The following is a 26,390-nucleotide window of genomic DNA, read 5'->3' on the forward strand; positions in this document are numbered from 1 at the left end:
CGGCTGGCAGGGTGGGCCCGTGACGACCCGGACCGGACTGCCCTGTGTGTTCGCCCTCGCCGCCCTGGTGGCGGCCCTGGCCCTGACCGTGACCGTCGGCGGAACGCTGGGCGGGCGGACGGCGCTGTACGGCTGGTACGCGCTCGACGCCGTGCTGTTCGCGCTCGCCCTGGTGCTGCTGCGGCGGGTGCCGGCCCGTCGGGCTGCGCCGCTGGTGCTGGCGGGGAGCGTTCTCGTGGCCGCGGTCGGACTGCTGGCCCCGCCGCGTACCAGCGACGACGCGTACCGGTACGTGTGGGACGGGCGGGTGCAGGCGGCGGGGATCTCGCCCTACGTGTACGCGCCGGACGACCCCGCGCTCTTCCGGCTGCGGGACGGCGGTCTGTTCCCCGCCGGGGACGGCTGCCGGGGCTGGGACGAGCGGCGGACGGCGGCCGGGGACTGCACCAGGATCAACCGGCCGGCCGTGCACACGATCTACCCGCCGGTCGCCGAGGCGTGGTTCCTCGCCGTGCACCCGTTCGGCGGCGGGGTGCGCGGGGTGCAGGGGGCGGGGGCGCTGCTGGCGGTCGCCACGACCGGTGTGCTGCTGTTCTCGGGGCGGGGGAGTCGCCGGGCCGCGGTGTGGGGGTGGTGCCCCGGGATCACGGTGTGGGCGGTGAACGACGCGCACGTCGACACGCTCGGTGCCCTGCTGCTGGTCGCGGGGCTGGGCCGGGTCGCCCGCGGGCGTCCGGTGGGCGGCGGGGTGCTGACCGGCGCGGCGGTCGCCGCCAAGCTGCTGCCGGCGCTGGCCCTGCCGGGTGCGCTGTCCGGCCTGCTGTCCGGGCGTCCGGTGAGGAGGCACCTCGTCCTGGCGGGTGCCGCTGCCGGGGTGTTCGTGCTGGCGTACCTGCCGTACGCGGCCCGCTCCGGCGCGGCGGTCCTGGGGTACCTGCCGGGGTACCTGCAGGAGGAGGGGTACGGGCAGGAGCACCTCGGCCGGTTCGGGTTGCTGCGCCTGGTGGTGCCGGACGGGTGGGCGCCCTGGGCGGCCGGTGCGGTCCTGGCGGGGGTGGTGCTGTGGGTGTTGCGGTGCGGCGACCCCCGGCGTCCGTGGCGCGGCGCCCTGGTGGTGACCGGGACGGCCCTGCTGGTCGTCGCGCCGGCCTACCCCTGGTACGGGCTGCTGGTGGTCGCGCTGGTGGCGCTGGACGGCCGCCGGGAGTGGCTCGCGGTGCCGGCGGCCGGACAGGTGCTCTACCTGGCCGGCGGCGGGGCGGTCCAGCAGGTCGCGTACGGTGCGGCGCTGGTGTGCGTGCTCGGGGTGGCGTGGTGGCGTCGGCTGCGTCGGCGGGCCGTGGTGCGGGGGGCGGTCGACGGGCCGCGGACCGGGGTGACTCCGGTGCCGGACCGCAGGTGAGCCGCCCCCCCCGGACGGCCGCCTGTCCGACCGGCCGTCACGGCGCGGTCGAAGGGGGGCCGTCCGGCTGCGCCGGCTCAGTTTCCGCAGGGCCGTCCGCCGTCCGGTGCCCGGTGCAGGGCGAGGAACCGGCGTCCGTGCGAGGTCCAGCGTTCCGCCTCGACCAGTCCGGCCCGGTGCGCCCGGCGGACGGTCGCGGCCGTGCCGAGCCGCGCCCAGGTGAACGGCGGTCCCAGCCGGCCGTCGGGGCCTTCGACCCGGACGGCCGTCCGCTCGTCGACCTCCTCGGCTTCGACCTCGACCAGCAGGGTGCCGCCGGGGGCGAGGAGTTCGGCGCCGCGGCGGAGCACGGCGTCGGGGTCGCCGCCGATGCCCAGGTTGCCGTCGGCGAGCAGGACTCCGCCCCAGCGTCCCTCGCCGGGCAGCCGGTCGAAGAGCGAGCGGCGCAGCGCGAGGCCGCCGATGCGGCGGGTCCGGGCGACGGCGGCGGTGGTGATGTCGACGCCGAGGGCGGGCACGCCGAGGCCGAGGAGGGCGGCGACGAGCCGACCCGGGCCGCAGCCGACGTCCAGGACCGGTGCGGAGAGCCGGGTGCAGCGCGCCAGGAGGTCGTGGTCGGCCCCGGCGGCGGGTCCGCACCATCGTTCGATGTCCAGTGCGATGCGGCTGCCCTCCGGGCGGCGCAGCCACAGGGGGCCGCGTCCCGTCCGGACGGCGTGGCTGAACGGGTCGTCCACCCAGGGGACGGCGGGGGCGGTCATCCGGTCGCCTCTTGTGCCGGGGCGAGCGAGCGCAGGCAGGCGGCGAACCGGCCGTCCGGTGCCTCGGCGGCGGCCGTGCGGACGTCCCGGTGGGTGTCCACGTCGGTCATGGGCGGCAGGTGCCGGACCGTCAGGCCGGCGGTGGTCAGCCGTTCGAGCAGGACGTGGCCCGTTCCGCCGGTCGACATCGGGACGCCGAGCAGCAGCTGTCGGGCGAGTCGCCCGGTGGGGTGGGTGAGGCCGAGCGCCCAGAAGCCGCCGTCGGTGGCCGGCCCGTACCACGCGTCGACGCCGGTGCGTGCGACGGCGGACAGCGGTGCGGACAGGGTTTCGGCCCGCAGGTGCGGGGTGTCCATGCCGACGAGCAGTGCGGGTGCGTCGGGGGCCAGCCGTTCGGCGTGCGCGAAGGCGTCCGCGAGGCGGGCGTCCAATCCTCCGTCGCACTGCGGGACCACCTCCCAGCCGGGCGGCAGCCAGTCGCCCGGGGGGCCGTCGAGCACGACCAGCCGGCGGCCCGCCGGGACGGCGGAGAGGGTGTGCAGGGTGTCGGCGAGGGCGGCCCCTGCCAGCGCGGCGGCCTGTTCGGGTGTCCAGGGCGGTGTGAGCCGGGTCTTGACCCGGCCCGGGACGGGGGCCTTGGCGATGACCAGCAGGGTCGGCGGGGGTGCGGCCAGGACCGCCCGCATGTCGTGCACGGCGCGGACGGTGCCGCGGACGGTGCCGGTGACCTTGGAGCGGCCCGCCCGGGGCAGGTAGTCCACCGGCGTCTCGGTGATCCGCATGCCGGCCGCCGCGGCGGTGAGCACCATCTCCAGCGGGTAGCCCGAGCGCCGGTCGCCGAGGCCGAGGGCGAGCAGCCGGTCCCGGCGGGCGGCCCGCATCGGGCCGAGGTCGTGCAGCCGGGCGCCGGTGCGGGCCCGCAGACGGCCGGCCAGTACGGTGTTGGCCAGGCGGGCGTGCACCGGCCAGGCCCGTGGGGAGGACGGTCGGCGGCGGCCCAGGACGAGGTCCGCCTCGCCCGCCAGCACCGGGCCGGTGACCCGGGGGAGTTGGGCGGGGTCGAGGGAGCCGTCGCAGTCCATGAAGCAGACCAGGTCGGCGGTGGCGCTCAGCAGCCCGGCGTGGCAGGCGGCGCCGAAGCCGCGCCGGGGCTCGCTCACGACCGTCGCGCCGAGCGAGCGGGCCAGTTCCGCGGAGCCGTCGTGGGAGCCGTTGTCGACGACGATCGCCCGCCAGCCGGCCGGGATCCGGCCGAGCACCCACGGCAGGGCGGCCGCCTCGTCGAGGCAGGGGAGGACGACGTCGACGTCCGTCGGGGACGCAGGGGGAGGGGTCACACCGGTCACGCTAACCGCGGCGGGCGGGCCGGCGGTGTACTCCACGCCTTACGGAAGTGCGACGCCGTCCCGGGGGTGCGGCCGCGCCCGCCCGTGGTGCTCACACCCGCTGCGGGGCGGCGGCGAACTCCACCATGCCGGCCCCGAAGGGGACTTCGGGCCGCCAGTCGAGTTCCCGGCGGATCCGTGAGGAGTCCGCGGTGATGTGCCGGACGTCACCCAGACGGTACCGGCCCGTCACCACCGGGGCGGGGCCGCCGCAGGCGGCCGACAGCGCCTGCGCCATCTCGCCGACCGTTCGCACCTCGCCGCTGCCGACGTTGTACGCGCGGGAGCCGCCCTCGGGGCGGGCGCCGATGCCGGACAGGGCGGCGAGGTTGGCGGCCGCGACGTCCCCGACGTGGACGAAGTCGCGGCGCTGGCCCCCGTCCTCGAACACCCGTGGCGCCTCGCCCCGGGCCAGCGCCGAACGGAACAGCGAGGCCACCCCGGCGTAGGGCGTGTCGCGCGGCATCCCCGGCCCGTAGACGTTGTGGTAGCGGAGGGTGATGACCCGTCCGCCGCAGGCGCGGGACCACGCCGAGGCGAGGTGCTCCTGGGCGAGTTTGGTCGCGGCGTACACGTTGCGCGGGTCCGTCGGGGCGTCCTCCGTCACCGAACCCGGCCGCAGGGCCTCGCCGCACACCGGACACGGCGGTTCGAACCGTCCGCCGTCGAGGTCGGCCGGACGCCGCGGGCCGGGTGCGACGTCCCCGTGCACCGGGCAGGCGTAGCGGCCCTCGCCGTACACCACCATGGAGCCGGCCAGCACCAGCTTCCGTACCCCGGCGCCGGCCATGGCGGACAGCAGGACGGCCGTGCCGAGGTCGTTGCAGCCCACGTAGTCCGGTGCGTCGCGGAGGTCGAGGCCGAGACCGACCATCGCCGCCTGGTGGCAGACCGCGTCCACCCCGGCCAGGGCCCGTTCCACGGTGGGCGCGTCGCGCACGTCCCCGTGCCGGAGGTCCACGCCCGCCGGCAGGTCGGGGATGGCGCCCGGTGGATGGACCGCCTCCAGCAGGGCATCCAGCACCCTGACCTCGTGGCCCGCCGTCACGGCCGAACGCACGACCGCCGAACCGATGAAACCGGCACCGCCGGTGACGAGGATCCTCATGTCCGGCGACGCTACCGGCCGGACCGGCCGTCGGAGCGGTGCCGGACAGCACGTCATCCTTCGGTAAGCCGACCGGGCCGTCCCGGCGTGCGCCTGCGGGCGGCGGCGGGGTGCCGCCGCCCGGCTGCGCGGTCAGCTGTCGTCGTCGGGATTCATCCTCCTGAACTGCGAGGCGAGGTCGTCGCCGATGGCGTCGCCCGGGCGCTTGCCGCCGGCGACCCGGGCGGGCGGTGACACCAGCTCCATCGCCGCCACCAGGGCCGCCCGTTCGGTGCCGCGGCGGCCGCCCGCGCTCCGGACCCGGTAGTACTCCGTCAGGCCGCGGATCGCGTCCGCGGCGTCGCTGGGCCGCTGCGAGGTGTTCAGCTCGTCGAACCAGGCCTGCACCTGCCGGTGGACGGCGGGGTCGGTCGGGCGGCCGAACCGGTCCATGGTGAACTCGTGGCGGTGGGCCTGCCAGGTCGAGGTCACCGCGTTGCCGCCGTCGTTCGGGAACGCCGTGGTGACCGCGCGGTCCCACGCCAGGACGCCCTGGAGGTAGCGCTGTCCGACCTCCTGGTTCACCGGGTTCTGCGCGGCCGAGGCGCGCAGCTGGGCCAGGTTCTTGGCCGTGAAGGTCCGTCCGGCCACCAGGTCGACGGTCTCCGGTCCGACCGGGCCCAGGGTCTCCGCCATGGTCTGCCAGCTCCGGTAGGAGCGGACGAGCCTGTCGTCGCCGCTGTTGAACGGCGCCGCGCCGTCGAAGTGGCTCGCCACCAGTTCGTCGTGCCGGTCCCCGCCGCGCAGCGAGAAGTCGAGCTCGCCGCTGGAGGTGGCACTGCCGAGCTGCAGCTGGTCCACGAAGGTGGTGTGCGGCAGGCTCTGGTGTGCGCTGACGAAGATCCGGACGAGGTCGCCGACCCGGGTCTCCCGTTCGTGCTGCGGGTACGTGTTCAGCTTGGCCAGCTCCTGGCGGGCGTGGTCGACCGCCCGCGACATCGGCCCCTCGACGTGGTCCTGCATTTCGTCGAACCGGTTGCCGAGCCAGCTCTCCAGCTCCTGGCGCGGCCTGCCCTCGAAGGAGAGCAGCGACTCCCGCATCAGCGACCAGGAGGCGGCGTGCGAGTACTGGTTGCTGCCGAACTGGGTGTCAGGGCGGGACTGCTCGCTGAGCACGATCCGCCCGATCCGCGACGGGTCGCCCGGGTGGGCGCCGATGTCCGCGACCAGCTCCGCCCTGAGCTCGTAGCGGGAGAAGCCGGTCGTACCGTCCGGCAGCTGCCCGGGCGGCTGCACCGTCACCGGCTGCAGACCGAGCTGGTTCTCGATGTCGGCGCGGTTGGCGGGCGTCATGTACTCCGGGTACGCCCGGTGGAGGCTGCGGATCAGGTGCTCCTTGGCCGTTTCGACGTCCTTCTCGGAGAGCGAGGCGGTCTGCTTGATGTCCAGCAGGGTGCCCACGACCTCGTCGGTGCGGGGCGCCGGGCCCTCACCCCGCTGGAAGGCGCCGAGGCGGTCCAGCATCCCCGCCTCGCCGTGCCCGACCGCCCGGCCGTCCGCGAACGAGGCGAACGACGTGATCTGGGAGAGCTCGATGTAGCCGGACACCAGGTCGCCGAGGTCGCGGTGCCACTCCTGGAGCGACTGCCGGCGCGACGGATCCGCGGGCAGCTGGTCGAGCCGCGCGACGATGTCGTCCCAGCGTGCCTTGACCGCCGGGTAGTCCTTCTCCGCGGCGCCCTTGGGCTCCGGCGGGAACTTCTTGAACTCCGTGATGTCCTGTGTGAGTTCGGCCCACACCGACTCCGCGGAACGCCCGGCGAGGCCGCTCGCCGCCCGCCGGGTCAGCGCCCACGGCACGGTGTGCGAGCGCTGGTCGGTGCCGAACCGCGTCATCGGCCGGTCGTTGGAGGGCAGCACTTCGCTGAGGTACACGTCCCGCCCGTGCGGCGAGGCGTGGTCGGTGCCGACGACCACGGTCTGCACGGCGACCGCCAGCGTCCTGCGCGGGGGCGTGGCGGCCGGCGCCGGCGGGTCGACGTCCATCGGGGTGTGCTGGTCCGCCGTGTGGCCGGTCGCCGTGTGGTCGACGGACGACGGCGGGGGCGGCGGCGGGAGGTGACCGCTGCGCGCCACCGGGCCGGTGCGGAAGGCGGGCGGCGGGGGCGGCGGCGGAGGCGCGTCCCCGGTGGACCGCCCCACCGTCTCGGACGGCGGCACGGTGCCGAAGGCGTCCACGTCCATCGGCTCCGGGGCGTGCTCGGCCGGGGGGCGGGTGAAGGTCGAGTAGGTGTCCATGAAGTTCGGGTCGTGCGGGCCCGAGATGTTGTTCTCGTGCGGGTCGGCGACCGACGCCCACACCGTCCAGTCGGAGCGGAAGTTCTCCGGCATCCCTCCGGTCGCGGGAGTCACCTTGCGGTCCGTCAGGTCGGCCCACCGCAGCTGCCCGTCGCGGTCGTGGACCAGCGCGACCGCGTGTCCCGCGCCCTCCTTGCCCGCGCCGAGCACGGTGGCGAAGCTGCCCGGCCCGCCGGCCTGCACCTTCTCCATCAGCTTCCGGACCGCGGCGTCGCCCTCGCCGAACAGCGCCGGGCCGTCGTGCCGCTTCCACAGCGTGTTGCCCGGAATCGGCTCCACGTTCCCGTGCAGCGTCTGCCCGGAGACCCGGGGACGGCCGAAGTGGGTGTCCCGGTAGGCCTCCACGTTCTCCAGGCAGGCGTTCAGGTCGTTGCCGGGTCGGAAGCCCTCACCCGGGTGGACCGGCGCGGCATGCGGGTTCACCTTCCCGAGCAGCGAGGAGCTCATCGGCGGATGCACCTTCGGCTCGCCGCCGAGGTAGCCCATCAGGTCCTGCGTCAACGGATGCCGGGTGCCCACGGCCTGGTAGCCGCGGTCGTGCATCACGGCGTCGCTGTTCTCGTACGACGGTGTCCGCTGCCGCTTCGCCTCCCGTTCGGCGACGGGCCGGTCGTCCTCGTCCCGTCCGCGCTTGCGGCTGTTCGGCTCGGAGCGCTCCTGCATCACGGTGTCGCCGTCCGCGTCCTGCCGGTGCGGGACGGCCGGGGCGGGCTCGTCGACGTCCATGGCACGGGACTGCCGGTGCTCGGACGCACCGGTGCCGTGGGTGGCGTCCGGCGGCTGGGCCGAGGGCAGCGAGCCGAAGCCCGGAGCGGGGTCGTGCTGGTGCTGTTCCTCGGCCAGCCTCTGCAACTGGCCTTCGCTGTCGCGGGACATGACGGACAGCCAGGACCGTTCGTCCTGCGGTGCGAACTCGTCGAACAGCTGCCGCTTCAGGGCCTCCAGCTCGTGGAAGCGCGGGTTGGCCTGGCCCAGCGCGCTCATCCGGGCGGTGAAGAGCATCGACTCGTCCTGGGCGTGCTGCCGGTCGACGGCGGCCTGCTGCTGCAGTGCGGCCGCGCCGTCGTGGACCTGCTGCATGGTGGTGCCGGGCTGCGTGAGCGCGCCGACGGCGTCGGCCTGGGCGACCAGCCGGCCCCGCAGGTCGCCGAGCTGTCCGAGCAGTTCGTTGCGGACGGTGAGGAACTTCGGGTCGGTGGCCGGCGGGAGCTTGTTCTGCAGCTTGTTCGCCAGGTCGTCGAACCGCTCGACCTGCTCCTTGGCGTTGATGTGGTACGGGCCGACCGTCATCTGCACCCGATCCGCCTCGCTGGGCGGGTCGAGCCTGAACGGGCGGGTGGTCTGCTTGCCGATGTGCGGGTTGCCGTGCTCCTGCACCGACTCCTGGCTGGTGACGTGCCAGCCGTCGGGACCGTGGTGCAGGACGTTGGTGACCTCGAAGGTGAACGGGTGCGGCGAGCGGTACTCGTCGGGGCCGAACCAGTCGGTGACGGTCTTCCCGGCCCGGAAGTCGGCGCCGCCGATCAGGTTGTTCTTCGCCGAGTACGACTGGAAGTGCCACAGCTGGAAGGTGTCGGTGTGCGGGTTCACGTCGGTGGCGACGAACGCGCAGCCGTTCATGCCACCGGTGAAGACCAGCCCGTCGCCCGGCCGCGCCGGGTCCGGGTGCAACGGCACCTCGACGTGCCCGATGGTGTGGTCGCCGCCCGCCGTCCCGGACTTGTACGGGGCGTACAGCGCGGTGACGTAGTGGTGGTCGGGCATCGGGTCGGGCAGGCGGACGCCGGCCGGGGGCCGGAACTCCTCGCTGTGCTGGGCGTACTTCTCCCACGCAGGGGTCAGCACGAAGGCGTCCTTGTCGGGCGTGCTGCGGGCGGGGTCGCGCACGAGCGCGAACCAGTGCCGGTCACTGCCCTCGAACTTGGCGAGGAAGGAGTTGACCTGGTGCTGCTGCAGCCCCTCGGTGCGGAGCCTCAGCCCGGAGCCGAAGTCCACCCCGAGCGGGGTGTCCCGCAGGAAGCTCCCCGGGTCGTGCATGATCCCGTACTCGGGGGTGCCGACCGGCGGGAGCAGCGGCTCCACGGGCGGCACCTGCTGGTCGTCGTGCGGCTGCCGGTCGGTGTCCTCGTGGTGCTGATGCGGGTCGGCCTCGTGCTGCGGCCCCTCGTGCTGCTGGCCGTGGTGCTCGGGCGCGCCGTCGTGTGCGGCCGCCGGCTGGTGCGGAGTCCCGGCCCCGGCGCCCGCGTGGTGGGTCCCGGCGGCCTGGGTGTGGGTGCCGGGCGGCGGCGGGGGCGAGGGCAGCGAGCCGAATCCGCGCGTACCCGTCCCGCCGTGGTCGCCCGCCGTGGAGCGGGAGACCGGCGGCGGGGGCGGCGGCGTCGGAACGGCGCCCGTCTGCTGGCGCTTGGACGGCGGCGCGTCGGGCATCAACATGTCGTCGTCCGGGTCGACCCGGCGCTTCTCCGGCCGGCCGGTCTGCTGCGAGGCCATCGGGTGGTCCTGGTCCTGCGACAGCATCGGCGTGTCGTGGTCCTGCGTCCCGGTGGGCGTGCCGTGGTCCGCCGAGGCCATCACCACGTCGGTGTCCTGGCTCGCCGGGGGCCGGGGCGTCGCGGGGGGCGGGGTGGTGCCGATCTCGTGGCCCTCCGCGCCCGGCCGGGCGTCGCGGGCCGGGTCGTGCAGCGCCTCGGAGCCGACCACCGGGTTCGCGGACTGCCCGGGCTGACGGGTGAAGTCGCCGGACGAGGAGACCGGGGTCCTGCCGCCCGCGTGGTTCAGCATGCCGTGCTCGTCGGCGATGTTGACCGCGCTGGCGCTCGGCTTCTGGCCCGGCTGGTGGAGGTCGACCATGTCGGCCTCGGTCTTCGGGGCCATCAGGTCGCGCAGCTCGCGCGGGGCCAGACCGGTGTCCTCCAGGGTGCGCAGGCCGCGCAGCAGGTCCAGGGTGTGCGGCGAGTAGAGCGCCTCGGGCGGCAGGTCGCCCTTGGCCACGGCGGTCAGCACGTCCTGGTCCCGGATCACGTGCGGGTCGAGGAAGTTCTGGATCCACTTGTTGGTCAGCTCGTCGCCGAAGCGCAGGTTGGAGGCGCTGTTGGACAGCCCCGCGGTGATCTCCTCGATCAGCTTCGGCACGTCCTCGACCTTGGCCTGCACGGCCTGGTCGAACAGGCCGGCGGGGTGCTTCTCCCCGGCGCCGGCCCGCGGGAAGCCGCCGCCGTACTGCCGGGCGACGGCGGCGATGTCCGCGTCGGCCTTGGGCAGCAGCTTCTCCGCGGCCTTCTGCTGGGCGGCCGCGGTGCCACCGGGCTTGAGGGTCTGCGCCGCCTCCTCGCGGCGCCGGTCCACCTCGTCCTGCCGCAGCTGGTCGCGCTCGTTCGGCAGCGCGTCGGCGAACGCCTCCAGCCGCTCGGGCCGCACCGCGCCGGGGTCGTTGCGCAGCTCGTTCGCCAGGCCCTTCAGGTCCTGCCGGTCCTGGCCGAGGCGGTCGTACGAGCGCGCCAGGTCGTCGAGCCGGTCGGCCAGCCGCTGGTGCGCCGGGGAGTTGCCGCGGCCGGCAGGCGGCTCGGCGGCGGCCTGCCGGGCCGCCGCGACGGTGTCGTCGAGGTGGCGCGGCCCGGTGACGCCGTGGATCACGGCGAGGTCCTCGACGGCCTGCTCGCGGACCTTGGTGCGGACGTCCGCGAGGGCATCCTTCATCTGCGTCAGGTGCTGCGGCGACGGGTCGCCGGAGAACCGCTCCACGGTGTCCGCGTACCGGTCGAACTCGGCCTTGACCGGGCCTTCCAGTCCGGAGCGGTCGAGCTGGTCGCGCACCTCGTCCCTGGCCGCGACGGCGCTCGCCGGGTCGTCCAGCTTCGCGGGGGCGAAGGCGGCCTCCAGCTTGTCGTTGCCGTAGGCCTTGCCCAGGTCCACGTCCTTGGCGGTGTAGGCCAGGTCGCGCCAGGCGAGCGCGGCGTGCTCCTGGTCGTTGGCGCCGAGCCGCTTGGCGGCCTGCTTGCCGGCCTTGTCGAGCACGCGGTGCTGGTCGGGCGCCATGGTGTCGGCGAAGTCGGAGAAGGTCCGCGACGCCTCCGCCCGGTGCTGCTCGTCGCCGAACGACCGGGCCTTGAACACGGCGGCCGTCACGTACTTGTGCACCATGTAGTCGGCGACCACGTGGTTGCGGTTGACGACCGCGGTGCCGAGCTTGACCTTGCCGTCCTCCATCCGGCGGACGGTCTTCTCGGCGTGCGGCTCGCCCGCCATCACCCCGTGGTCCGAGTAGCCGAACGCGGCGCGGTAGGCACCGTCGGTCAGCTCGTGCTCGGCGCCCTTCTTCGGCTTGGGCGGCGTCGCCCCGTAGTTCCCGGCGAGGGCGTCCTTGCGCGCCCGGAGGTCCTGCGCGAGCTCCTCCTCGCGGACCCTGAGGTCCTCGACCCGGCTCGCGAAGACGTTCCGGGTGGTCTTCGCGGCCGCCTCCGCCGCGGTCTCCTTGGTGGAGCCGGTGGCGGTCCGCTTGTTGCTCTCGTTCCGGTAGGCGGTCTCGGCGTCGTCGCGCCGCTGGACGGCCTCCTGCCGGAGGTCGGCGACAGCCTTGCGCTGCTCCTCGATCCGCGCCATGGCGTCCTTGGCGATCCGCGGCTCGGCCTGCGCGCGGGCGTCCTGCAGTGCCTTGAACTCCGCGGTGCCGGACTTGGGTTCGCCCTTGAGCCGGGCCAACTCGTGCTCGTAGACGGCCAGCCGGTCCCGCTGGTCCTCCAGGTGGGCCTTCGCGGTCTCCAGGTTGTGCTTCTCGCCGGCCAGTTCGGCCTGGCGGTCCGGTGCCTGCTGGGCGATCTCGTCGAGCCGGTGGTTCACCGCGTCGAGCTGCTCGGGCACGTTGCGGCGCAGCACGTCCACGTGCAGCTGCTTCTGCTGCTGGTACGCGTGCAGGATCGCGTCGGTGTCGCCGTCGATCAGCGCGGACCGCTCGTACTTCTTCAGGCTGTCCTTGACCTTGTCGAACTCCGCGGAGTCCGGCAGGAAGTCCTTGATCGCGTCGAAGGTCTTCTCGCCGTCGATCTTGTGCGAGTAGCCGTCGTCCGCCGCGGGCTTGCTGCCGAAGCCCGGCGCCTTCGGCGGCGGCGGGGGCAGGTGCGAGGAACTCCCGCCGTGCTGACCGGCGTTGCCCGCCGACGGGGCCGGCGGCGGCGTGGCCGGCGGCTGCTGGGCCGGGGGGTTGCTCCCGTTGCCGTCGACCCGGTCCATGAAGTCCCGGAAGCCCTCGTACATCCGGTTCTCGGCCGTGGTGGCGTGCACCGGGTTGGCCGGCCCGCCGTGCACCGCCCCCGGGTCCTTGCCGTACAGCTTCTCCAGCAGCGGCAGCATGGCCGGCTCGTTCTGCCGCACCCAGTCCGCGCCGTTGTTGCGCGGCTGGCCGGTGTACGGGTCGGTGCCGTGGTTGGTGCCCAGGTACGCGTTGGTGACCTGCGCGAAGTACTCCTGTTCGTCGCGCGAGGAGTAGTTGTCGACCGGCTTCCCGCTGCCGTCGTGGCGCGGACCGTCCGGCCAGGCGGCGTTCGGGTCGCCGTGCTTCTGGTTGAAGGTGTCGGTGATCAGCTTCTGGTCGTGCGCGTCCAGGCCGTACCGGTGCACGGTGTGGGTGAACTCGTGCGTGGTGGTGGAGTACCCGTCCTCGTAGTGCCCGCCGTGCCCGATCGGGGTGTGCTCGCCGAGCAGGTTCTCCTCGGTGATCGCCGAGTGGCGTCCGCCGGAGCCGCGCATGTCGTCGTAGCCGCGGCCGGCACCCGCCGAGGAGTTGTTGTGCACCCCGCGCAGGTTGTTCAGCTCCGGGACGTCCGGCATCCGCACGTCCTTCGGGACCACCACGACGTCGGCGCCGTTCTTCAGCAGCCGCGCGGCGGTCTCCGGGTCCTGGAGCATCCGGGCGATCTGCTGCTGCGCCTCCTGCCGTGCCGAGGGCGCGCGCTCCGCGCGGGGATCCACGTGCACCAGCAGCTCCGCCGCGGTCTTCGCGAACTCCTTCGGCGGCAGCGCGTTCTTCAGCGCATCCACCGTCTGCGGGTCGCGGGCCAGCCAGCGCCGGTTCTCCGGTGTCAGGCCGGCCAGCTCCCGGGTCCGCTCCTGCGGCGACATGGTCGGCAGGTCCTGCCGCAGCCGGTCGGCGCCGGGCGGCGGCGTCGCCACCGCCCGCTGCTCGCGGCCCAGCTGGTCCACCGCGTCGCGCACCGGGGACCTGCCGGACAGTGCCTGCAGTTCGGCGTCGCGTGCCTGCTTCTGCCGGTCGAGGAACTGGTCGTGGGCGCTGGTCGACGGTGCGTTGTGCGGGCCGGCGGCGGGCGGGTTGGTGTGGCCGGTCGTCGACGGCGCGTGGTGGCCACCGGTCGCCGGGGCGTTGTGGCCGGAGGCCGGCGCGGTGTTCGGCGTCGTCGCGGGCGGGGTCCGGTGGCCGGACTGCGAGGATCCGGCCGTGTGCTGCTGGGTCGGCGGGGCGGGCGGGGCCGGCGGGGTGGTGTCGCCGCCGAGGCTCCGGGTCGACGGGGACGAGCCGCCCCCGCCCTGGTGCGACACCGGCGGGGCCGGGGGCGCGGGTGTGTTGTCGGTACCGAGGCCGTGGGCCTGCTGAGAGGAGCCGCCCCCGCCCTGGTGCGGCACCGGCGGGGCCGGCGGAGCGGGCGGGGCGCCGTTGCCGTGCTGCTGGGCCGCGTTCGCCGGGTCCTGCCCGGTCGACTCCCGGGGGAGGTAACCGAGGCGCATGTTCCCGGAGTCGGTGCCGGCGGTCGCGTCGTGCGGTGCCCCGTTCGGGTTCGGCGAACCCCCGTCGGTCAGCCGCACCGACGGGGCGCCCAGCATCTCGGCCACACCGGGGATCCGGTGGCCGTTGCTGTTCGCGTGCTCGTGGACGTGCGCCTTGCCGGTGACCAGCACGTACTTGCCGGTCCCGCCGCCTTCCGTGATGGCGTGGTTCATGTAGGAGTTGAGTAGCCGCGCCCGCTCCTCCAGCGCCTGCGGCCCGAACTCGTGCGGCCGCCGCGCCGGGTAGCCGTCCACCGCGTGGATCGTCACGCCCTCCTCCTTCGCGCGCACCACGGTCTCGTACAGGCCGTGGCCGGGCGGGGAGGTCAGGTTGCGGTCGTACGTGCGGAGCATCTTCTCCAGGTTCGGCGACATGGTGCCGCCGGGGCGCTGGAAGTCGCTCAGGTGCTGCTGGAAGGCGTCGTCGCGGAGCGACTCGACGTAGATCCGGTCGACGCCCGCGGCCTTCAGGCCCTGCATGTTCTCGCTGAGGAAGCGCCAGCTCGGCGACGCGCTGTGCTTCTCGCCCAGCACGATGCCGTCGAAGCCGGGGTGGCCGTCGTGTCCGCCCAGCAGCCGGTTCACGCCGTCCATCGCGGACGTCGAGCCGTCCAGGTGGTCGTTCACCCGCTGCTCGCCGACCGGGTGCCAGGTCTGCTGCGAGTCCTGGCGGGCCAGGCGCTCCAGCACGTTCCGGCGGATCTCCTGCTGCTGGAAGTGCTCCTGCGTACGGAAGTCCAGGTTGCCCGCCGCCTCCAGCACCTGGTTGCCCTGGTACACCATGGCGTCGGCACCGAGCTCGTTGCGCAGCGGCTCCGTGATCGCGCCGGCGGCATCCGAGTGCAGGGCCTTGAGGGTCAGCGGGTCGAGGTGCGTCTTGAACGACTGCGAGTACGGGCTGACCTTGACGTCCGGCCGGCCGTTCGGCGTCTGGACGCCCGAGTCGTGCCGTCCCCACGAGTTGTTCGGCAGGGTGTTCGCCGCCGTCCGCAGTTCGCCGGTCAGCTTGAAGTTGAACTTGTTGTCGCTCTTGTACCGGGCCAGCGCCGCCGGATCCGCCATGGGCGGGTGGATCAGCGACGGGCCGGCCGGGTGCTGGTGCAGCTGCGCCAGCTCGTCCGGGGTCGGCGCCTCGTCGATCGGACGGATCCGGGAGTTCCCCGACGGCGGCGGGGGCGGCGGCGGGAGGTGCTCGTCGCCGGTCCGACCGGTGCGGGGCGCGGACGACGAGGACCCGTTCGGGTCGCCGAGGGTCCGCGGAGTCCCGCCCGCCTGGTGCTGCGGCGGCGGGGGCGGGGGCGGCACGTGGGTGTCGGACGTTCGGCCCGCGCCCGGCCGGACGGTGCCGCCTCCGGGCTGCGGGGTCGGCTCCACCGGGCGCTGCGACACCGGACCGGTCGTGGCGTGGGGCGAGGGCGTACGGGCGCCGCCGCCCGCCGTGTGGGCGGAGCCGCCACCCGGCACCGGGCCGGGCATGAACCCGCCCGACACGGGCGGCGTGCCCGCCGGCTGCTGAACGGTGGACGCCGCGTTGTCGGGAACGACGTTCCCCGGCACGGTCTCCGGCGCAGGCCTGCCCTGGGTCTGACCGCCCGAGATCCGGGTGCCGCCGTTGAGGTGCGTGTCGCCACCGGGCGTGGCCAGGTGCGGGGCACCGCCGAGCGGGCCGGTGCCGTCCAGCCGGCTGGACGCCGGTGCCGGGGCTTCCGACTCGGGGGCCGGGGCACGGTGCTCGCCGCCGCCCCCCGCGACATGGCCCTGCGCGGGGGCCGCGGCCGGAGCCGCCGTGTGCGGCACGGCCGCCGCCGGACGCTCCGCGGCACCCTCGTGGACGGGGGTCTCGTGGACGGGCGGTGCCGTGTTGTGGACGGGGCCGGTGCCCGGCTGGACGTGGGACGGGGTCTGCTGCGCGGGGGCGGGCGTCTCGTGGACGGGCGTCGGCGTGTCGTGGACGGCCCCGGTCGGCTGCTGCGTGTGCACCGGTGTCTCGTGCGCGGGGGGCACGTGCGCAGGCGTCTCGTGCACGGGCGTCTCGTGCACGGGCACGGAGGTGTCGCGGGTCGGGACGGACGTCTCGTGCACGGGGGCAGCGGTCTGCTGCGTGTGCACCGGGGTCTCGTGGACGGGGGCCGGCGCATCGTGCGCGGGCACGGAGGTCTCGCGGCTCGGCGCCGGGGCCTCGTGGACCGGGGCCGCCGTCGGCCGGTCGGCGACCGGCGCCCGGTCACCGGCGTGATCCGCGGCGGCGGGCCGGGACTCGTGTGCCGGGGCCGGGTCGGCCGGCGCCGTGCGGGTCTCGCCCGTGGTCGCGTGCGGCGACGGCTGGACGTCCTGACGGGCCTGCGGCGGTGCCTGCTCGTGGATCTGCCCGGGAGCCTGCTCGTGCGTGACCGGTGCGTGCTCGGTGCCCCGGGGGGTGGTCTCGGGGGCGCGCGGCGTGCTCTCGGAGACCTGGTGCACGGGTTCTGCGGGACGCGGCGCAGGCTCGGCGGAGTCGCCACGGGCGGCGGCCGGGGCGGCAACGGTCTCGGGCGCAGGGGTGTGCTCGGCGGAGGGTGCGGGACGGTCGGCCGTGTGCGGGGTCGGCTGCCCGGCCGCGGCGGTCTCGTTCGCCGGGGTGTGCTCGGCGACGGGCGCGGGACGGTCGGAGCCGAACGGGACCAGGCCCCGGGTGCCGGAGGCCGGCGCGGGTGCGTTCTCGGGACGGCTCGCGCCGCCCTCGCCACCGCCGTGCGTGGTAGCCGCCGAACTGCTCGTGCCGGCCGAACCGGACGAGCCGGTGGATCCGTTGGAGCCCCCGGTCAGGCCGGTGGCGGAGTGACCGCCGACGGAGCCGCCCGCCGAACCGGCGGAACCGGTCGAGCCGGTCGAGGCCGGTGCCTCGTGCGAGCCGCCGGACAGGCCCTCGGCGGACGGTCCGCGGTAGCTCGACGAGCCGGAGTCCGACTTGGAGAAGACCGGTGCGCCGCCCGCTCCGGGGGTGGCGCCGCCGGCGCCCTCGGGGCCGGCGTGCGGGGTGGGGATCTTCGGCGGGCCGTTGAAGTGGCCCTTCACGGCGGCCGCGCCGCGGTGCAGGCCGACCGAGGCACCGCCGCTCAGTCCGGAGCCGAGCAGGCTGCCGCCCTCGACGTGACCGGTCGTGATGAGCTGGGTGGAGACGTCAGCACCGACGCCGACGGCTGCGCCGTGGGCCATCCGGCCCGCGGTGGTCTCCATGACGCTGCTGAGGCCGAGCTTCGACCCGCCGGCACTGAGACCCTTGCCGATCAGGTGGCCGCTGGCACCGGCGACGGCACCGCCGAGGGCGTTCTGGCCGAGCTCCTTCATGTCGACGCTCTTGCGGTGGCCCTCCATCACCTCGATGCCCTGGGCCAGCAGGTTGATCGCGGCCATCTGCGCGGCCTGCTTCGCCGCGAACTGCAGCGTCTCCTTCAGCAGTTGCTTCAGGATCTGCTGGACGGCGGTGCGGCTGATGCCGACGAACACCGGGATCTCGGCCAGCGAGGCACCCGCGGTGAACGGCGCCTCCGCCTCCGCGGTGGCGATCTCGAAGGCCAGGATGCCGAGTTGGGCCACGATCTGGATCTTCGCGGTCTCCGCGGAGTTGGCCATCGCCTCCAGCATGTCGCCCATGCCGTTGCAGGCCTGGACGAGACCGGGGAAGTACCCCGGCTCCGCCTCGGTGCCCTTGCCGGTGGTGAACTGCGACCAGTGCTTGCCCAGGGCGTCGGCGGCCGCGCCGCGCTGGCCGTCGAGCGCACGCTTCACCGCGGAGTCGGCGGAGCGTCCGGCGTCCTCCAGGGTCTTGGCGCCGTCGCGCCAGCGCTCCGCCATGTCGCGGAGCATGTCCTCGTCGGCCTCCGGCCAGCGGGTGCCCGCCAGCAGGAGGAGCACCCACTGCAGGGGCTCGGGGAGTTCGACCGCCATCGGATCAGGCCCTTCGGGTGGTGGACGGGTGGGCCTGTGCGATGTCGCGCAGGGTGGCGCCCGGAGAGGTGACGTTGACGGGCGCGCTGTACGAACCGGTCTGGGGGACGGACACGCCGTCGGTTCCGCCGCCCTGGAAGACCGAGGTGGTGCCCTCCTCGGTCGCCCGGTAGTTCTCGGCCATGGCCTTGAGGCCGTCCGCGACGTAACGGACGGCCTCCGGCATGCCCTTGAGGCCCTTGAGCGTGTCGGTGCTGTACCGCAGGTAGCCCTTCTCGCCCTCCGCGAACTTCTTGCCGGACTCGTCGTTGCCCCACGGGGCCGTCGACTGGGTGTGGTCGAGGAACGCCGAGAGCCCGGTGACGAGTTGGGTGAGCTGGTCGGCCGCCGCGAGCACCGGGCTGACCGCGGCGCGGTACTGCTCCGGATTCACCTCGAAGCCGCTGCCGGCGGATCCGCCGGACTGCGCCGCGGCGGCGGTGGTCGGCGCGAGCCGCTTCACCTGGGCGTCGGGGGCGGTCCGGGCCGTCGCGGCGAGCGCGGTGGTCTGCGTCGGGGACGCCTCCACCGCGTCGGGCCGCAGCCGGGCAGTGTGTTCGGCCATCGGGACGCCGCGCTCCATGGGTTGGAGGGGAGCGGTGGGTTCGGCGAGGTGGGCGGACTCCATGGGCTGCAGACGGGCGGTGGGTTCGGCGAGGTGGGCGGACTCCATGGGCTGCAGACGGGCGGTGGGTTCGGCGAGGTGGGCGGACTCCATGGGCTGCAGGCGCGCGGTGGGTTCGGCCATCTGCACGTGTTCCATGGGCTGCAGGCGCGCGGTGGGTTCGGCGACCTCCCATGCCTCGGTCGGCTGCAGCGCGGCTTCCTGCAGGCGGGGGCTGCTCACGGTTTCGCGCAGTACGGCGTGAGCCTGTTCTGCGCCTGTCTGCTCATCCATGGGTTCGTCCAGTTCGTGCCGGCCGTCCGCCCGCTCGTGGGAGCGGGCGGACGGCGGTGGGAAGGCTGCGGGGTGTGCGGCGGCCGTACGACGGCCGGTCGGTTACGAGGCCGCGCCGCCCGGGGCGGCACCGTCCGCGCCGCCGGAGGTGGCGAGGCGGGCGAGTGCGGCCCGCAGGAACGGGCTCGGTACCTGGTAGCCGCCCTCCTGACGGAGCGGGGCCCGCTCGGCGGGCTTGTCTGCGCCGTCGGCTCCCGACCCCGTGCCGGTGGCGGCTGAGGCCGCCGGGGTGTCGTCGTCCGGGCGGCCGCGGCGGGCGGCGACGGACCGGGCGCGGTCGAGGTAGTCCTCGTCCGGCGAGGAGGACGTGCCGGTGCCCTCGTCCCGGGAGCCGTGCGCCGGCCGCTCGCCGCCGGACGCCGCGGACCCGCCCTCACCACTGCCGCCACCGCTGCCGTTGTCGGAGCCCGCGGCCGTGTCGGTGGCGGCGCCGTCCGTGCCCGCTTCGGGACCGAGCAGGGCGGTGGTCAGCTGGTTGAGCAGGGTGTTCTGTTCCGCCGGAGTCTCCGCGCCCGCGGCGGCAGGGGCCTGGGGGGCCGGGCCCTCGGTGCGGGCGGAGTCGAGCCAGCGGCGCCGCATCCGCTCCCAGTGGCGGTCGCCCTCCTCGTGCCGGACGGCCTGGCCGGTGATGCCGCGGTCGCCGAGCAGCGTCTCGTCCTCGTCCTCCGGCCCCTCGCAGCCGAAGCGGGTCGGGCGGACGAACCGGTTGCCGCCGCGCTTCTCGCCGCGGCCGCCGGCGCCGCCCATGCCGCCCGGGGCGTGGGCCCCGGCCATGCCGGCGGGGCCGGTGCCGCGGCCGGTGCCGGTGGCGCCGGCTTCGGAGCGGCCGTACCCGGCGGCACCGGTGCCGCCGGCCCGCAGGCCGCCCTCCGCCCCGCCGAGGCCGCCGGCGCCGAGTCCGGCCCGGGTGGCGTACCCCTTCGCGGAGGCGCCTGCGCCCAGTGCGCCGACACCACCGCCGCCGCCGAGACCGCGGCCTCCGGCCGCGCCCCCGCCGAGGCCACCGGCACCGCCGACGCCGCCGAGGCCGCGGCTGCCGCCCGGGCCGCCTCCGAAACCACCGACGCCGCCGGGGGTCAGCGGCTTGAAGGCGCCCGCGGTGGAACGCGTTCCCCCGGTGGCGCCGCCGACACGGCCGCCGAGCCCGCCGATGCCGCCGAGCGGCAGCCCGCCGATCGCTCCGCCCGGCCCGCCGATCGCGGGGCCGCCCGGGGTCGGGGGGTTCCACGGCGCGAGGGTGCCCGAGCCGCCCTTGCCGCCCGTACCACCGAGGGAGCCGGAGGAGCCGGGCAGGTCGGTGAGGCCGGCGAGGCCGAGACGGGGGGTCAGCGGCGAGAAGACGGGTGCGCCTCCGGAGCCGCCGGCCGAGCCGCCGCCACCACCGAGGCTGCCCGAGAAGGGGACGGGTGCCGGCGGCTGGAAGGGCTTCAGTGCGCTGAGCTGGGGCTTGTACGCGGCCGCGCCGCCCGCACTGCCTGCGCCGAACCCGCCGCCGGGTGCTCCGCCGCCGAACCCGCCGCCGGGCATGCCGGGGGAGGGCATGCCCGAGGCGGGGTCGAACGGCGCGGAGAGCGGTCCGGAAGGCATCGCGGGGCCGGGGCCGCCCGGCAGGGTGGCGCCGGTGGCCAGCGAGTCGATCCCGGTGGTGGCGGTGGGGTGCAGCAGGCTGGTCGGGTCGAGTGCGGTGTTGGGGCCGGTGGTGCGGGTGGGGGAGGTGCTGTCGCTCCCGCCGGAGCCGCCGAGCCGCGCCACCTGTCCGGCGCTGGTCATCCGCTCGACGTGTCCGGCGCTCTGCCGCAGCATCGTGTCGATGCCGGTGCCGACCTGGCCGACGTAGGTGTTGTAGGTGTCCGCGGCCGTCTTGATGCCCTCGGACTGGGCGATGTCGTCGTGCTTCCCGGCCGGGTTCTGCTCCATGTACTCCTTGGCGTACTGGAGTTCGCGCACCATCTCGGACTTGGTCTGGCTGACGGCCTCGTGCGCGCCGCGCAGCGACTGGGCCATCGCGGCACCGGCGTCGAGGGTGGTCGCCGCGTGCGACTGGTCGCTGCCGGCGTACTTGTGCAGGTAGCCCTGGAAGCTCTCGGCCGCGGCGCCGGACATGTTGGCCATGGCGCGGTTGGCGCTGGCGACGATGGTGCGGATGGCGGGTTCGGCGGCGGCGGCCCACGCCTCCCAGGCGTCGGCGAGTTCCGCCAGCAGGTCTTCGTTCGCGTCGGGGAAGACGACACCGGATCCGTGTTCGTTGCTCTGGACGACCTTCAGCACTTCGGCGAGGTCGGGCGGCAGCACGATCATGACGAGTCGCTCTCTTGGGCTGGCCGGCTGGCCTGGGACTGGGGACCCGAGTCGGCGGGGAACGCCCGCTCGGACTCGATGTTCTTGGGCATGTGACGTTGCGTCAGGCGGATCGGCGCCGGGGCGGCGCGTCCGGAACGGCAGGCTCAGATGAGCATGTTGCGTCCTCCGCCGTGCAGCGGCGGCGGGTCCACGTCGTCGTCCGCGTGCGAGTTGTACGAGAGGTCGGGCGCGTCGGGGGTGTGGAAGGCGGGTTCGGGGGCGTGGTGCGTCGGCAGCGTGACCGGCTCGGGGGGCCTGATGCCGTCGACGGCGCGCAGCGGTTCGGTGGCCGGTATGCCGTCGACGGCGCGCAGAGGTTCGGAGAGCGGTAGGCCGATCGTCGCACGGTGCGGTTCGGTGACCGGTATGCCGTCGACGGCGCGCAGCGGCTCGGAGACCGGTACGCCGTCCACGGCGCGCAGCGGTTCGGTGGCCGGGATCCCGTCGACCGCGGTGAGCGGTGACGCCGGGGTGCCCGGGACGGTCGACAGCGGGGTGGTGGAGACCGGTGATGCGAGGGTGCCGGCCTCGGCGCCGCGGCCGCCGTTCAGCCGGGTGAGCTCGGCGGTCTGGGTCGCCTCGGTCTCCCGGTAGCGCTGCACCATGAGTTCGAGGTTGGCGGCCATCTGCGCCGAGTTCTGCAGGTAGGCCTTGACCCCGTCGAAGACCTGCTTCTGGTGGTCGGGGAGCCCGCCGACCGAGGAGGTGCCGCCGGTCAGCGACTTGCCGACGGCCTCGCTGCCGTAGGCCGTCGGCTTGATCTGGTTGATCACCGCCTCCAGTCGCGCCGTCGGCGCCTCGAGGTCGTCGAGCATGGCCCGGATCGCCTTGGTGGCCGCCTCCACCTCTTCCAGGTCGATCTTGAAGGACGACGAACCGCTCATGATGTACCCCCACCCCAGTTCCGCCAGGCTCTCGCCTGTCTGTGCCGGCCGCACTGGCGTGCCGCCGGTGGGCCGGCCCGTCGCACGGCGGGCCGGCCCTTCGGTCGATCGGTCGTGACCGTCGGCGTGCCGCTCAGAGAGCGGTTGCGCCGTCCGGGCCGACCGTGTACAGGCCCGTGTCGCCGAACGCGATCGCGAGCGGGACCCGGTCCACCTCCGCCTCGTTGAGCAGCGCTCCGCTGGTGACGTGCCACAGCCGCAGCACCGCCTGCTGGTCGCCGCATGCCAGCAGGGCCTCGCCGTCGAGGTCCTGCAGGGTGACGCTGCGCACCGCGGCGCCGCCGCCGGCGAACTCGCCGACCGCGGTGCCGTCGTCGGCGTTCCAGATCCTCAGGACGCCGTCGGCGCCGCCGGCGGCCAGCACCTCGCGGCCGCCGACCCGGCCGAAGGCGAGGACCTCCACCGGGCCGGCCGTGCCCGCGAGTTCGAGCAGCGGGAGGCCGAGCGCGGCGTCCCACAGCCCGACCCGGCCGGCCGGGCCGCCGGTGGCGACGACCTGGTGGCCCGCCACCTCGCCGGCGGCGAGGGCGGTGACGCCGTCGCGGTCGGCGGTGAAGCGGCGCAGCTGGGCGCCGGCGAGCGCGTCGCGCACCCGGACCGTCCCGTCCTCTCCGGCGGAGACCAGCAGTGCCGGTGCGTCGCCGACGGGCGGGCAGAAGGCGAGGCCGGTGACGGCCCCGGTGTGCGGGGTGGGCAGCGGCAGCTCGGTGCCGGTCCGGGCGTCGAGGCAGCGGACGGCGCCCGAGGCGGTGCCGCAGACCAGGACCGGCCCGTCGTCCGCGGGGCACACGGCGAGCGAGGTGACGGGGCCGCCGTCGGCGGCGGCCGTCCAGGGGCCGGGGCCGCCGGCCGGGTCCAGCAGCCGGACGGTGCCGTCGCCGTGGCCGGCGGCCAGCCGGGGCAGGCCGTCCGCCGCGAGGACGGTCAGCGCGTTGACGGGGTGGCCGCCGCCCGCCGCGAGTTCGGTGAGCCGGGTGAAGCCGGTCGGGTCCCACAGCGTCACGGCGCCGTGTTCGTCGCCGACGGCGAGCACCTGGCGGCCGTCGAGGTGCAGCGCGGCGAGCGCGGTGAGCCAGCCCTGGCGGGCGGGGCGGCCGCCGACGGCGGTGCCGGTGTAGACGTCCCACAGCCGCAGGGTGCCGTCGAGGGCGCAGGAGGCGAGCAGCGGGTCGCCGTCCGGCTGCAGGAAGGCCAGGCCGGTGACCGAGGCGGAGTGGCCGGTGAGGACGGCGACGGGCTGCCCGGTGGCGAGGTCCCACAGGCGGACGGTCGCGTCGGCGCCGGCGGAGGCGAGCACGGCCTGGTTGCCGAGGGTGAGGACGGCGAGTGCGGTGATCCGGTCGGTGTGGCCGACCAGCAGGTGGAGCTGTTCGCCGGTGGCGGTGTCCCAGACCCGGACGAGGCCGTCGGCGCCGCCGGCGGCGAGCAGGTCCAGGTCGGCGCAGCGGGCGTGGCAGAGCGCGGCGGCGCCGGCTCCGGCCACGGGCAGCAGGCCGAGGCCGCGGCCGTCCGCGGTGCGCCAGGCGCGGATCTCGCCGGCCCGTCCGGCGGAGAAGGCGAGCGGGACGCCGTGCACGGTGGCGGCGGCGACCGCCTGGGCGCCCTCGCCGCCGGCCGTGCCGTGCAGCAGTTCGCCGCTGACGGCGTCCCAGACCTGGACGGAGCCGTCCTCGCCGCCGACCGCGAACAGCTCGCGGCCGTCGGCCGGGCCGAGGGCCACCGCGGTGGGCAGGACGCCGGCGTCGGTGCCGGACCCGCCGAGTTCGGTGCCGTCCTCGAGCGCGGTGAGTCCGAAGCCCTCACCGGGCCTGGCGAGTGCGTAGGCCGGGCGGCCGCCGACGGATCCGACGGCGGCGGCGGGCCGGCCGGTGCCGGCGGTCGGCTCGGCGGGGTCGGATTCCGGCTGGTCGAGCTGGACGAGGGAGGAGGGCAGCAGACCGGCGGCGGCGGGGTCGAGGACCTGGGCCGCCAGCACCTCCAGCGCGCGGGCGATGCCGGGGACGGGGACGCCCGCGGCGTCGTCCCAGACGGCGTCGACGCCGGACGGCATTCCGGTGGCGAACAGGCGACGCGCGGGTGTCGACCCGGCGTCGGCACCGACGGTGACCTGGGCGTTTCCCGGTGCGGCGGATGAGAGCGCTTTCACGACCCGTGTCAGGAAGACCCGGTCGACGCGACCGCTTCTGAACGCGCGGCCGCCGGCCGCGACGCGCTCGACCCGGAACTCCCCGGTCGCCTCGACCGCGAGGTCGATCCGGCCGCCCGCCGGGCCCTCGGCGGGCGCGGTGAGCCGCAGCAGCTCCGAACCTCCCCCGGGTGCCGTCTCCGTGGACGGCGAAACAGCTCCCCCCGACATCAGGGTCCCCTCCCTCTCGACGGGCCAGCCCGTCCTCGTGCGTGCCATGCGGAACGCCCCGTGTGCCTGACGCTACGTCAGAAAGATGTCAGCACAGGTCCTCGGGTGTGAGCGTCGCGTGTACGGCGTCGTGCAGCGCCTGCGTCCGCGAACTGCGGAACAGTCCGGGCCGGAATCCGGCGCGGCGGAATCCGATGTAGGCACCAACCACCTGAACAGGCATGTTATCTGCCGCAGCGTACGCGTCAATCCGGCCCAGTCCGAGCTGCTCGAAGCCGAACCGGCAGAGCAGGCGCAGCGCGGAGGTGGCCGTCCTGAGGCTCCGTGCCTCGGGCAACAGCCATACCGCCGCCTCCGCGGCGCCCTCTTCGGGGCGCAGATCGACGAGTTCGGCCCAGCCCACGGCGCGGCCCTCCGTGACGGATGCCACAGTGAAGTACGCCGCCCGGTCCAGCACCCAGAGGCGCGCCGGGACGTCGGCGAGCCAGCGCGCGGCCGCGTCGAGGTCCTGATGGGGGATCACCCCCTGCATGAACTCGCGGACCAGCGGGTCGCGGGTACCGGCGAGGACGGTCGCGGCGTCCGCGGCCTCGGGCCGGCGGAGCACCACCGTGCCGTCCGCCAGTTCGGGTACGGGCAAGGAGCTCAGGCGACGCACCGTCAGACCTCCTTGCCGCTCTGCCCAATCATACGATCATCCTGCCGAAACCCCGGGCATCCGCCGATCGGCCGAAACGCCACCCGCCGACCGGCGGGCCACCCCTCCCGCCGACCGGCGGGGTGACCCCCGCCGAACGGCCTGGGCGGTACACGACCGGTTCGCGACCGCTCAGCCGGTCCGCGGCCGGGCCCCGGACCGGACCGCCGTGCACGGGCCGCCGCACACGGACCGGGAACGGCCGTGGCCGGACCCGCAGGAGCGGGTCCGGCCACGGCAACGCCCGCGCGGCACCGTCCGGCGGCGCCGTCGGTCAGCGAAGTCCGGCGAAGAGGTCGTTCTCGGGCACGGCCGCACCCGTGGTGTCCTGCACCCGCACGAAGGTCTCCGTGCCCATGAGCTCGGTGAACCGCTCCTTGCCCATCTTCAGGAAGAAGATGTTCTCGCCCTGACTGGCGTGCGCGGCCAGCGCGTCGAACTTCCGGTCGCCGAAGGCGGTGGTGTCCACCCAGGTGGTGATCTCCTCGTCGGGCAGGCCGATCTCGGCCAGGGCGGCGGCCTCCGCCGGGTCCGGCTCCTCCCAGTCGCCGCCGAACTCCCGCATGGCCTCGCCGAACCGCTGCATCTGCGAGTGCGGAGCCGTCGTCCAGTACACCTTGGGCGTCATCCCGGTCATCTCCAGCGCCGCCATCGTGATGCGGTTCGCCTGGATGTGGTCGGGGTGGCCGTAGAACCCGTTCTCGTCGTAGGTCACGACCACGTCGGGCTTGTACTGCTTCAGCAGTTCGGCGAGGCGGGCGGCGCCCTCCTCCACCGGCGTCCGCCAGAACGAGCCGGGCGCGTCGTTGGCCGCCCAGCCCATCATCCCGGAGTCCGCGTACTCCAACAGCTCCAGGTGGCCGATCCCCAGGACCTCGCAACTCGCCCGGAGCTCCTCGCGGCGCATCGCGGCCACGGCGGCCGGATCGTGCCCGGGATCGCCCGGCTTGACGCCCCCCGGCCCGTCACCGCAACCGCCGTCCGTGCACGTGACGAGCACCGTGCGGATGCCCTCCGCCGCGTACCGCGCGAGCACGCCGCCCGTCCCGGTGGCCTCGTCGTCGGGATGCGCGTGCACCGCCATCAGCGTCAACGGCCGTTCAACCATGATCGTCCTCCAGTTCGGGATCTGCTCCGGCCCCAGTCTGCGGCAGGCGGGCGGGCGACCGCGCACAATATCCGGCGACCGCCCGCGCCCGGGGCCGGCCGCGTCCTCGGGGGAACGCCGGTGGCGTGAACCCGACAGATCCTCAGGCTATAGTCCCCCACACATTCTCAGTCGGCGTCGTGCCGCCGGGCGGTCGACCCGGCAGGCCGACCCACGGCTGCCCGCAGCCTCGTTGCACGGCGCACGGTGCCGCA

At 75.1% G+C, this 26,390-nt stretch carries 11 protein-coding genes and 1 pseudogene; 1 reads left to right on the forward strand and 11 read right to left on the reverse strand.

Annotated elements, in window-relative coordinates; genetic code table 11:
- The first annotated feature begins 19 nt into the window (after positions 1-19).
- The gene (locus AB0O09_RS01300) at positions 20-1,402 is read left to right on the forward strand and encodes a glycosyltransferase 87 family protein (protein ID WP_363538969.1); all 1,383 of its coding nucleotides are present in this window, start codon (positions 20-22) and stop codon (positions 1,400-1,402) included.
- Between the two features lie 77 nt (positions 1,403-1,479).
- Here the strand turns inward: AB0O09_RS01300 and AB0O09_RS01305 are convergent, their stop codons facing one another.
- The 11 genes and pseudogenes from AB0O09_RS01305 to AB0O09_RS01355 all read right to left on the reverse strand — a co-directional run bounded on the left by AB0O09_RS01305 (position 1,480) and on the right by AB0O09_RS01355 (position 26,136).
- Positions 1,480-2,163 carry a methyltransferase domain-containing protein gene (locus tag AB0O09_RS01305; protein WP_363538971.1) on the reverse strand — a complete coding sequence of 228 codons (684 nt, stop codon included), beginning with the start codon at positions 2,161-2,163 and terminating at the stop codon, positions 1,480-1,482.
- A complete protein-coding gene (locus AB0O09_RS01310; protein ID WP_363539257.1) occupies positions 2,160-2,849 on the reverse strand; it encodes a DUF2064 domain-containing protein in 690 nt (229 codons plus the stop codon). The genes AB0O09_RS01305 and AB0O09_RS01310 overlap by 4 nt, the downstream gene beginning before the upstream one ends.
- Positions 2,823-3,500 (reverse strand): annotated as a pseudogene (locus AB0O09_RS01315) (glycosyltransferase family 2 protein); the annotation flags it as partial. The pseudogene AB0O09_RS01315 and the gene AB0O09_RS01310, both read right to left, overlap by 27 nt.
- 100 nt (positions 3,501-3,600) lie before the next feature.
- Complete coding sequence (locus tag AB0O09_RS01320; RefSeq protein WP_363538973.1) at positions 3,601-4,656, reverse strand: NAD-dependent epimerase/dehydratase family protein; 1,056 nt, start codon at positions 4,654-4,656, stop codon at positions 3,601-3,603.
- Between the two features lie 132 nt (positions 4,657-4,788).
- Entirely contained in the window at positions 4,789-17,694 is a 12,906-nt protein-coding gene (locus AB0O09_RS01325) for a hypothetical protein (protein ID WP_363538975.1), read from the reverse strand.
- 4 nt (positions 17,695-17,698) lie between these two features.
- On the reverse strand, positions 17,699-18,580 hold the full coding sequence (locus AB0O09_RS01330; RefSeq protein ID WP_363538977.1) for a hypothetical protein: 882 nt from the start codon (positions 18,578-18,580) through the stop codon (positions 17,699-17,701).
- Between the two features lie 153 nt (positions 18,581-18,733).
- Positions 18,734-20,989, reverse strand: a complete 2,256-nt coding sequence (locus AB0O09_RS01335) for a hypothetical protein (RefSeq protein WP_363538979.1) — start codon at positions 20,987-20,989, stop codon at positions 18,734-18,736.
- Positions 20,990-21,135: 146 nt separating this feature from the next.
- Positions 21,136-21,915 (reverse strand): hypothetical protein, encoded by a 780-nt coding sequence (locus tag AB0O09_RS01340; RefSeq protein WP_363538981.1) that lies wholly within the window; start codon positions 21,913-21,915, stop codon positions 21,136-21,138.
- Between the two features lie 133 nt (positions 21,916-22,048).
- Positions 22,049-24,331 carry a hypothetical protein gene (locus AB0O09_RS01345; protein ID WP_363538983.1) on the reverse strand — a complete coding sequence of 761 codons (2,283 nt, stop codon included), beginning with the start codon at positions 24,329-24,331 and terminating at the stop codon, positions 22,049-22,051.
- An 88-nt stretch (positions 24,332-24,419) separates the two neighbouring features.
- Complete coding sequence (locus tag AB0O09_RS01350; RefSeq protein ID WP_363538985.1) at positions 24,420-24,989, reverse strand: GNAT family N-acetyltransferase; 570 nt, start codon at positions 24,987-24,989, stop codon at positions 24,420-24,422.
- 313 nt (positions 24,990-25,302) lie between these two features.
- On the reverse strand, positions 25,303-26,136 hold the full coding sequence (locus AB0O09_RS01355) for a PIG-L family deacetylase (RefSeq protein ID WP_363538987.1): 834 nt from the start codon (positions 26,134-26,136) through the stop codon (positions 25,303-25,305).
- Positions 26,137-26,390: the final 254 nt, after the last annotated feature.

Source organism: Kitasatospora sp. NPDC093679, from assembly GCF_040683455.1.
Classification (GTDB): domain Bacteria; phylum Actinomycetota; class Actinomycetes; order Streptomycetales; family Streptomycetaceae; genus Kitasatospora; species Kitasatospora arboriphila.